Raw genomic sequence first — 9,332 nt, forward strand, 5'->3', positions numbered from 1 at the left:
GCGCAGCCGAGCCCTACGATTTCTGGTTCACCCGGCTGCGCTATGACTCTGGCGATTGGGATGTGGATGCACGCATGCCGTCCAACCTGATCACCTCGCTGATCGACTACACCCAGCTGCGGGTGGATCCGCAAGAGCACGTGCTGGACCTGGCCGATCCGCGCATGCTGCAGGCGCCGTTCTGCTATCTGTCCGGCCACAAACTGGTGGAATTCAATCCGACCGAACGCCGTCACTTCGAGCGCTACGTACGCAACGGCGGTTTCGTGTTCGTCGACGACTGCAACCACGATATCGACGGGCTGTTCGCCACCTCATTCGAAGCGCAGATGGCCGCCTTGTTCGGCAAGCACGCCTTGCAGAAACTGCCCAACAACCATCGGCTCTACAGCGCGTTCTTCACGTTTCCCGAAGGCCCGCCGGCCACCAGCTTCGAGCTCAATGGCTGGGGCGACGATCTGGTGCACGATTACCTCAAGGGCATCCAGATCGATGGCCGTCTCGGGGTGCTCTACAGCAACAAGGACTACGGCTGCGAGTGGGACTACGACTGGCGCAACAAACGTTTCCTGGCCGAAGACAACACCAAGTTTGGCGTCAATATCGTGATGTATGCGTTGACCAACTGACCCGCCGCGCTGCTGCACCACCGCCTTCCCCACCGCACCGAGTTCCGCCATGGCCGCTGATACCGAAGACCTCCTCGCCGCGCAATTGTCTCGGCTCGACGGCTTGCGCGCGGCACTGGCGCAGGCGGTGGTCGGCCAGCACGCGGTGGTGGAGCAAATGCTGATCGGCTTGCTGGCCGGCGGCCATTGCCTGCTGGAGGGCGCACCCGGCCTGGGCAAGACGCTGCTGGTGCGCGCGCTCGGGCAAGCGCTGGAGCTGCAGTTCCGGCGCGTACAGTTCACCCCGGATTTGATGCCCGGCGACATTCTCGGCACTGAACTGCTGGAAGAAGACCATGGCACCGGCCATCGCCACTTCCGCTTCCAGCCCGGACCGGTGTTCACCAACCTGCTGCTGGCCGACGAGCTCAATCGCACCCCGCCCAAGACCCAGGCGGCACTGTTGGAAGCCATGTCCGAGCGCACCGTCAGCTACGGCGGCACCACCTACGCGTTGCCGGCACCGTTCTTCGTGCTGGCCACGCAGAACCCGATCGAGCAGGCCGGCACCTATCCGCTGCCGGAAGCGCAGCTGGACCGCTTCCTGCTGCACGTGCGGGTGGACTACCCCAGCGAGCAGGAGGAACACGACATCCTGCTGCAGACTACCGGCACGCACAGCGCACGGGTGCCGCAGGTGATGGATGCCGTCGCCGTGCAGGCCCTGCAGCAGCAGGTGCGGCAGGTGCACGTCGGTGCGGATCTGCTGCAGTGGATCAACCGCCTGGTCCGCGCCAGCCGCCCCGATGCGCAGGCCAGCGCGCAGGTGCGGCAGTGGGTGCGCTGGGGTGCCGGCCCACGTGCCGGGCAATCGCTGGTACTGGCCGCCAAGGCACGCGCCCTGCTGCACGGGCGCCTGGCCGCCACCCGCGAGGACGTGACCACGCTGGCCGCGCCGGTGCTGCGCCATCGCCTGCTGCTGTCCTTCAGTGCCGAAGCCGAGCAGCGCAGCGCCGACGACGTCGTGGCCGCGCTGCTGGCCAGCGTGCCGTTCCCGCACTGAGGCCGGCGGCGTGGATGCAACGCTGCCGGCGCTGATTCCCGCCGAGCTGCGCAGCCGCCTGCGCGGGCTGCAGCTGCGCGCACGCCAGCCGCAGCACGGACGCGGCATCGGCCAGCACGCCAGCCGCAGTCGCGGTGCCGGGATGGAGTTCGCCCAGTACCGGGCCTACGTGCCAGGCGATCCGCTGCGGCAGATCGACTGGAAGCTCTACGCGCGCTCGGACCGCTTCTTCGTGCGCGAAGCCGAGCGCGAAAGCCCATTGACGCTGTGGCTGCTGCTCGATGCCAGCGCCTCGGCCGGACAGGCCGACCACGCCGCCCCACAACGCACCCGCTTGCAGGCGATGGCGACGCTGGCCGCCTGCGCGGCAGAGCTGGCCCTGCGGCAGGGCGATGCGGTCGGGCTGTTCGCCTTGCACGGCGAGACGGTGACCGTGGTCCCCGCCGACCATGGCGCGCGCCAACGCGACCGCCTGTGGCTGGCCTTGCACGGACTGCGTGCCAGCGGTGCTGGGCCCAATGCCGCAACGCTGGGCACGCTGTGGCAGCGGATCGGTGCACACGCGCTGGTGCTGTCGCTGGGCGACGGCTTCGATGAGGCCCTCAACGATGGCCTGGAGCAGTTGGCCGCGGCGCGGCGCGAGGTGCTGCAGCTGCAGGTGCTGACCTGCGACGAACGCGACTTCGCCTTGACTGGCGGCTATCGCTTCCGTGATCCCGAGACCGGCGCACGGCTGCATGGCGATGCGACGGCGATGCGCGCGGAGTATCTGCAGCGCTTCGGTGCGGCACAGCGCGCGCGCCAGGCGCGCTGGCAGGCGGCCGGGATCGCCCACGCGGTGCATTACCTGGACGGCCCGCCGGATGCGGCGTTGCGCCAGCTGTTCGCTGCGGGAGCGGGCCGATGAGCCGCGTGTCGACGCACGGGCGCAATCGTGATGGCACCGCGCGCCGCACCGCGGACGACCGCTGTCGCGCAGCGCGCCAGCGACGTCGGTGGGGCACCGCCATCGACGCGCATGGCCATCTGGATCCCGCGATCGACCGCATGGCGACGATCGCGCGCGCTGAGCGCCGACTGGCACACGCCAACAGCGATACGCCGGCACCCGGAGCGCGCTGGTGAATCTGCTGCTGCTGTTTCCGGCCGGGCTGGCGGCGCTCGCCGCGCTGCTACTGCCGCTGCTGATCCACCTGATCCGGCGCAATGCAGCGCAGCCATTGGACTTCGCAGCACTGCGCTGGCTGCGCGCGCGACCCAAGCCGCGTCGGCAACTGCGCCTGAGCGAGTGGCCGTTGCTGCTGGTGCGGCTGGCGTTGCTCACCGCGCTGGCGCTGTTGCTGGCCGAACCCGCCTGGCGTCCGCCCGCCGACGCACGTCCGCGGGTCGTGGTCGCTGCCGGCGTGGATCTGGCCGCGGCGCGCCGCCTGCCAGCCGCCGCCGATGCGCAGTGGCTGTGGCTGGCGCCGGGCTTCCCACCGATCGTCGATGCGGCCGATAAGGCCGACACCTCGCTACCCGCTGCCGCGCCGACCGCCAGCAGCCTGCTGCGCGAACTCGACGCCCGCCTGCCGGCCGCCGCATCGTTGCAGGTCATCGTGCCGGCGCAGTGGGGCCCGCTGGATGCGCAACGCCTGCAGCTCACCCGTGCGGTGCAATGGCAGGTGCTGCCCGGCCGCACACCATTGCCGGCCGTGCCGGCCGTCGCGCCGTTACGGCTACGGGCCATTGTCGAGCGTGTCGACGCGCCAGCCCTGCGCTATCTGCGTGCATTGCACGCGGCCTGGGCGCTACCCGGCGCGCTGCCGGTGGATACGCTGGACGCGGCGCAGCCCGATCGCTGGCCGGCCGGCACGGTGGCGATGTGGCTGTCGGTCACGCCCCCGCCGCCGGCGGTGCTGCGCTGGGTGGAACATGGCGGACAACTGGTCCTGGCGGCCGACACGCCGCTGCCACTGCCGCCGGCGCCGGCACCGCTGCAGCCGCTGCTGAGCAATCGCGATGGCAGCCCGCTGCTCGACGCGCGCGCGCACGGCCAGGGACGTGTGTTGCGCTGGGCGGCGGCACTGCAGCCGCAGCGGTTGCCGGCCCTGCTGGAGGCCGACTTCCCGACGCGTCTGCAAGAGGCGTTGCAGGTCGACGCGCCGGCAGCGCGCGCGTTCGCCCGCACGTTGCAGCCCAGTACCGGCAGCGCGATCCAGCTGGATACGCCACCGCGGCCGCTGGCGACCTGGCTGATCGCGCTGGTGTTGCTGCTGTTCGCGTTGGAGCGCTGGCTGGCAAGCGCCGCGCGCCGCGAGGCGCTGGCATGAGCACACCGGCATTGCAGCGTGCCTGGATGGTGGCCCGCAGCCGACATGCCGGCGCGGTGCTGCTGGCCGGCCTGCCGCTGGCCTTGTTGCCGGCGACGTTGGCCTGGCGCCTGGCGGGACCCGCGCTGGCCGCCGGACTGGCGCTGGCTGGGCTGCTGGCGGCGGCGCTGCTCGCACTGGCGGCGGCACGACGGCTGGACCAGGCCTGGCTGATCCGCCAGCTCGATCGGATGCCGGCGCTGGAAGACAGTGCCGACCTGTTGTTCGCCACGCCCGCACAGCTGGGCCCCTTGCAGCTGCTGCAACGCCAACGGCTGCTGCAGCGCCTGCAACGCAGCCCGCCGCGGCTGCGTCCCGCCTGGGGCTGGCGCGCCGCGCTTGCCGGCGCACTGCTGGGCGTGCTCGCCGCGCTGGCAGTCGTGCTCTGGCCGCAGCGGCCGCCGACGTCGACGGCCACCGCCGGAACGGATGACCCGGCAGTGGCAGCCGGCCCGCCCCACCTGCGCAACGCCCAGCTGCGCAGCACGCCACCGCCCTACACCGGCCTGGCGGCGACACGCCTGCGCGGCCTGGACGCACGCGTGCCGCTCGGCAGCCGGCTGGAATGGCAACTGCAGATCGCCCCGGCCGCGCGCGCGGTCGCGCTGCGCTTCGACGATGGCCAGCAGCTCGCCTTGGTACGCAGTGCGAACGGCAACCACTGGCAGGGCCAGGCAACGGCCAGTGCACCGCGGTTGTACCGCGTGTTGATCGATGGCCAGCCGGCCGAGCGCCGGCTGTACCGGCTCGACGTCGTTCCCGACCGACCGCCGCAGGTGCGCGTGCTGGCACCGGCGCAGAGCCTGGTGCTGTGGACGCCGGCCGACGGTGGCTGGACGCTGCGATTCGACGCCAGCGACGACTACGCGGTGGCCGCCAGTGCGACCCTGCAACTGACCCTGGCTCACGGCAGCGGCGAGCAAGTCAGCTTCCGCAGCGAACGACGCACCCTGGCCGGCAACGGCAGTGCGCGCCAGCGCACCTTCGCCATCACCTTGCAGCCGCAGGCGCTGGGCATGACCGCCGGCGATGACCTGATCGCCCAGCTGATCGTCCATGACAACCACCAACCCACCGCGCAGGAAGGCCGCAGCGCCAGCGTCATCCTGCGTTGGCCGCCGCCCGAGCAGAGCATGGCCAGCGGACTGGAAGCCAGCGTGCGTCGCAGCTTGCCAGCCTATTTCCGCAGCCAGCGGCAGATCATCATCGATGCCGAGGCGCTGCTGAAGGAAAAACCGCGGCTGGAGGCGGCCACGTATCTCAAGCGTGCCGACGCCATCGGTGTGGACCAGCGCCTGCTGCGGCTGCGCTATGGACAGTTCCTGGGCGAAGAAAGCGAGGGCGCCCCGCAGCGCCCGCCGACAGCCGACGCGCCGCCCACCGGCGACGCCCCGGCCGACGATTTACCCACCGCCGACATGCCCACCGCCGATGCGCCAAGCGCGCCGGCCGCGTCGAACACGCACGCCGAGCATGACCACGACGCGCACGCGCATGACGCCCAAGACGCCAATGCCACCGAACCCGGCGCTGCCGCACTGGACGACGACCACGATCACGGCGCCAGCAATGGCCGGCCCGAGCGCAGCAGCTTCGGCCAGGCGGAAAACGTGCTGGCCGAGTTCGGCCATACCCACGATCACGCCGAAGCGGCAACCCTGCTCGATCCACAGACCCGCGCGTTGCTGCGTGCCGCGCTGGACCAGATGTGGCAATCCGAAGGCGCATTGCGCCAGGGCCAGCCCGAGCGCGCCCTGCCCTACGCCTACAAGGCGCTGGGCTTCATCAAGCAGGTGCAGCAGGCCGAGCGCATCTATCTGCCGCGCGTCGGCACCCAGCTGCCGCCGATCGATCCCAGCCGGCGGCTGAGCGGCGACCGTCGTGGACTAGGCGATCGCGCCGCGACGCTCGATGCCCGTCCGCCGGCCGATCCATCGGCCTTGCAGCTGTGGCAGGCGCTGGGCGAAGCACGCGCGGTACCACCGGCCTTGCTGGAGCGCTATGCCCGCTGGCTGCAGGAGGCGCGTGCGCAGCGGGACGATCCATTGGCGTTGGCGGCCGCGTTGGAAACCGTGCGCGCCGAGCCGGACTGCGTGCGCTGCCGGGCGCAGTTGCGCGCGCTGGTCTGGCGCACCATCGCCGCCCCGCCGGCACCGCCACCGCCGCGCGCGGCCGCGGACGCCCGCGGCCAGCGCTATCTGGATGCGCTGGGCCGGGAGCCGCCGCCATGAACGCGCCATTGTCCTGGATCGTTGCCGCCAGCCTGCTCGCCGTGGCGCTGCTGGCCAGCGCGCGGCTGTGGCGGCGGCAGGCGCGCATACCGCAATCGCGTGGCCGGCTGTGGCTGCTGATCGCCGCCCAACCGCTGCTGGCCGGCCTGCTCTATCCGGTGCTGCTGCCGCCTGCCGGCAACCGTGCGGTCGGCACCCTGCATGTGGCCACCGCTGGCACGCCGGCCGCGCAGGTCGCTGCCGGCGATGCCGAGTCGTGGATCGCCTTGCCGGAAGCGCCCGCGCTGGCGGGCGTGGCGCGGGTGCCGGATCTGGCCACCGCCCTGCGCCGGGCCCCGGGCACCACGCAGCTCGTGATCCACGGCCACGGCCTGCCGGCGCGCGATCGCGACCGGCTGGCGGTGCCGCTGCGCCTGGCGTTGACCGCCCCGCCAACCGGCCTGGTTGCGCTGGCCGCTCCACCGCCAGTGCCGGCAGGACAGCGCTTGACGGTCGGCGCGCGGGTACAGGGCCTGCCTGGCGCGCGGGTCGACCTGCTCGACCCCGGCGGCCAGGTCGTCGACAGCGGCACGGTCGGCGCGGATGGCCTGCTGCGCCTGCGCGGACTGGCGCGCGCGCCCGGCCAGATGCAGTTCGCCCTGCGCCTGCGCGATACGGCCGGCAATGTGCGCGACCAGCTCGACGTTCCGCTCGTCGTGACCGCCAGCGTGCCGCTGCGGGGCGTGCTGCTGGCCGGGGCGCCGCAACCGGAACTGAAATACCTGCGCCGCTGGGCCGACGACGCCGGACTGGAGCTGCGCAGCCAGATCGCCGTCGGCCCGGGCATGCAACTGGGCGAGGCGGCCGCACTCGATGCGACCAGCCTGGATCGGCTGGATCTGCTGGTCATCGATCAACGGCGCCTGCTCGCGCTGGGCGAGAGCGCCCGCCAGACCGTGCGCGCCGCGATCGGCCGTGGTCTGGGCGTGCTGGTGCGGCTCGACGGGCCGGTGGACGCGCGCATCCGCACGGCGCTCGCCGCCCTGGGACTGACGACGTCAGGCGGCGAGGACAGCCGGCCAGTGGCGGCACCGCTGTCGCTGGCAGCCGCCGGCAACGCCGCGGCCGTGCCGGCGGGCGACGCGCCGCCGCTGCCGCCCTTGCAGCGCAGCAGCCTGCAGCCACAGCAGCCCGATGCCATGGCCGCCGTACGCGCCGACGACGGCAGCGCGCTGGGCTGGTGGCGTGCCGCCGGCCGCGGCCGCATTGGTGTCAGCGTGGTCGCCGACAGCTTCACCCTGGTGCTGGCCGGCCGGAGCGATCTGCACGCGGCCTTGTGGGCGCAGCTGTTCGCCAGTGTCGCGCGTGCCCATGGTCCTGCGCTGCCGGCGGTGCAGGCCGGCTGGGCGCAGCAGCGCATGACCCTCTGCGGCTTGTCGGCCGATGCGGTGGTGATCGCGCCCGACGGAACGCAGCAGGCCTTGCTGCTGGATCGCGCCGCAGGCGCCAACGGCAACGCCTGCGCAGGGTATTGGCCCGCTGCCGCCGGCTGGCACCGCCTGCAGAGCGACACTGGCGAGCGTTGGCTGCACGTGCGCACGCCCCAGTCCGCACCCACGCTCTATGCGCAGCAGCTGCGCGAGGCGACCCTCGCGCTGGCCGCCAACCGCACGCCTGCGACCAGCGCTGCCATGGCGCCCGCGGCAGGCGCTCGCTGGCCATGGCTGCTGGCGTGGTTGGTGCTGGCCAGTGCACTGTGGGGGCTGGAACGTCGGCCGGCACCGCCAACGGGCGCACGCAACCAGCGCTGAGCGATCGCCACGCGTCTCGGTCGGCATCCGATCCATCGACGCGGCGACGCCACTTCGCATCGCGTGCATCGCAACAGTCGTCGCCTCGGCCTGGGGCATGCTGCCGAGGCAGCCCGTTCCGAGACCGCCACAGCGTGCCGCGGCCTGGCGCGTGTGGTGCACGTCGAGACGCGATGCGTTGGCGGTCAGCGGCGCGCAGTGGGCGCGCATTCGCCGGCTTGGTAGCACCAAGGCAAGCCGCGCGCGCGACACGCGCTAGCTGTGTAAACCCACCACGTTGTTCAGTGGAATTCGGGAGATGGGAGGCTTGTAGCCGAGGCTGGCGTGTGGTCGATGCCAGTTGTAGTGATGCAGCCAGCCCTGGAAGGCGTTGGCGCGTTGTGTGGAGTCGATATAGGAGCGCGCATAGGCCCATTCTCGCAGGCTGGTCTGCACCAGCCGTTCGGCCTTGCCATTGGTGCGTGGCGTGTAGGGTCGGGTTCGCAGATGGCGCAGGCCGAGCCGTCGGACAAGGCGTCGGAAGCGGCGTGATTTGTAGCAGGCGCCGTTGTCGGTCAACACGCGCTCCAAGCGCACGCCCAGGCTGCGGTAGTAGCGAACCGCCTGCATCAGGGCCCTGCAGGCACTGATACCGCGTTCATCGGGCTCGATGGTGCCGAAGGCCACGCGGGAGTGATCGTCGATGGCCAGGTGGACGTACTCCCAGCCAATGCCACGGGAGCTAACCGTCCGATCATCGGTCACGCGGTGGCCGGGTTGGCGGAAACGGGCCAGCTTCTTGATGTCCAGATGCAGCAGTTGGCCGGGTTGGACGTATTCATAGCGATTGTGCGGCAGCGCCGGTTCCAGCTCGGCCAGCCGGTGCAGGCCGGCGCGGCGCAGCAACCGCGCGATGGTGCTCGGCGCCACAGGCAACTGCTCGGCGATCTGCCGATACGTGTGGCGTGAACGGCGCTGCGCGATGACCTGATCCACGACGTGCTGAGGCGTGGCATGGGGGCTGCCGTGAGGCCGGGAGGTACGGTCGGTCAACCCTTGCGCCCCGTCTTCCTTGAAGCGCTTGAGCCATTTGTAGGCCGTCCGGACGCTGACACCGGCCGCATGCGCCGCTTCTTCCACGCGCAGCCCATGAACAAGGATGCGATCCACAAGCAGGGCTCGACCTCGCGGGCTCAAACGGGCATGTTTATGCAGGTTCATCCGGGGCTCCTGGGGGCTGGGTTGGCTTGGTAACCCCCATCTTCCAGAGATGCCCCGGATGAACAACCTACTGAGAGATCACAGCTAGC

Annotated in this window: 8 protein-coding genes; 7 read left to right on the forward strand and 1 reads right to left on the reverse strand. The window is 71.4% G+C overall.

What is annotated here, in order from left to right; all coding sequences use genetic code 11:
• The 7 genes from CKY51_RS21875 to CKY51_RS21905 all read left to right on the forward strand — a co-directional run.
• Positions 1-629 (forward strand): DUF4159 domain-containing protein (locus tag CKY51_RS21875; RefSeq protein WP_152250013.1); only part of this gene is annotated, 629 nt, incomplete at its 5' end.
• A 49-nt stretch (positions 630-678) separates the two neighbouring features.
• On the forward strand, positions 679-1,671 hold the full coding sequence (locus CKY51_RS21880) for an AAA family ATPase (protein WP_022971589.1): 993 nt from the start codon (positions 679-681) through the stop codon (positions 1,669-1,671).
• Positions 1,672-1,681: 10 nt separating this feature from the next.
• Positions 1,682-2,578, forward strand: coding sequence for a DUF58 domain-containing protein (locus CKY51_RS21885; RefSeq protein ID WP_022971588.1), 897 nt, complete (start codon positions 1,682-1,684; stop codon positions 2,576-2,578).
• The gene (locus tag CKY51_RS21890; protein ID WP_022971587.1) at positions 2,575-2,796 is read left to right on the forward strand and encodes a hypothetical protein; all 222 of its coding nucleotides are present in this window, start codon (positions 2,575-2,577) and stop codon (positions 2,794-2,796) included. Before CKY51_RS21885 ends, CKY51_RS21890 begins: the two co-directional genes overlap by 4 nt.
• The gene (locus tag CKY51_RS21895) at positions 2,793-3,983 is read left to right on the forward strand and encodes a BatA domain-containing protein (protein ID WP_152250015.1); all 1,191 of its coding nucleotides are present in this window, start codon (positions 2,793-2,795) and stop codon (positions 3,981-3,983) included. Before CKY51_RS21890 ends, CKY51_RS21895 begins: the two co-directional genes overlap by 4 nt.
• On the forward strand, positions 3,980-6,253 hold the full coding sequence (locus CKY51_RS21900; protein ID WP_152250017.1) for an early set domain-containing protein: 2,274 nt from the start codon (positions 3,980-3,982) through the stop codon (positions 6,251-6,253). The genes CKY51_RS21895 and CKY51_RS21900 overlap by 4 nt, the downstream gene beginning before the upstream one ends.
• On the forward strand, positions 6,250-8,043 hold the full coding sequence (locus tag CKY51_RS21905) for a carboxypeptidase regulatory-like domain-containing protein (protein WP_152250019.1): 1,794 nt from the start codon (positions 6,250-6,252) through the stop codon (positions 8,041-8,043). The genes CKY51_RS21900 and CKY51_RS21905 overlap by 4 nt, the downstream gene beginning before the upstream one ends.
• A gap of 255 nt (positions 8,044-8,298) precedes the next feature.
• On the opposite strand, the gene CKY51_RS21910 is transcribed toward CKY51_RS21905, so the two are convergent.
• On the reverse strand, positions 8,299-9,243 hold the full coding sequence (locus tag CKY51_RS21910) for an IS481 family transposase (RefSeq protein WP_022970592.1): 945 nt from the start codon (positions 9,241-9,243) through the stop codon (positions 8,299-8,301).
• Between the last annotated feature and the right edge of the window lie 89 nt (positions 9,244-9,332).

The sequence above is a fragment of the Xanthomonas maliensis genome, from assembly GCF_009192945.1.
In the GTDB taxonomy this organism is placed as follows: domain Bacteria; phylum Pseudomonadota; class Gammaproteobacteria; order Xanthomonadales; family Xanthomonadaceae; genus Xanthomonas; species Xanthomonas maliensis.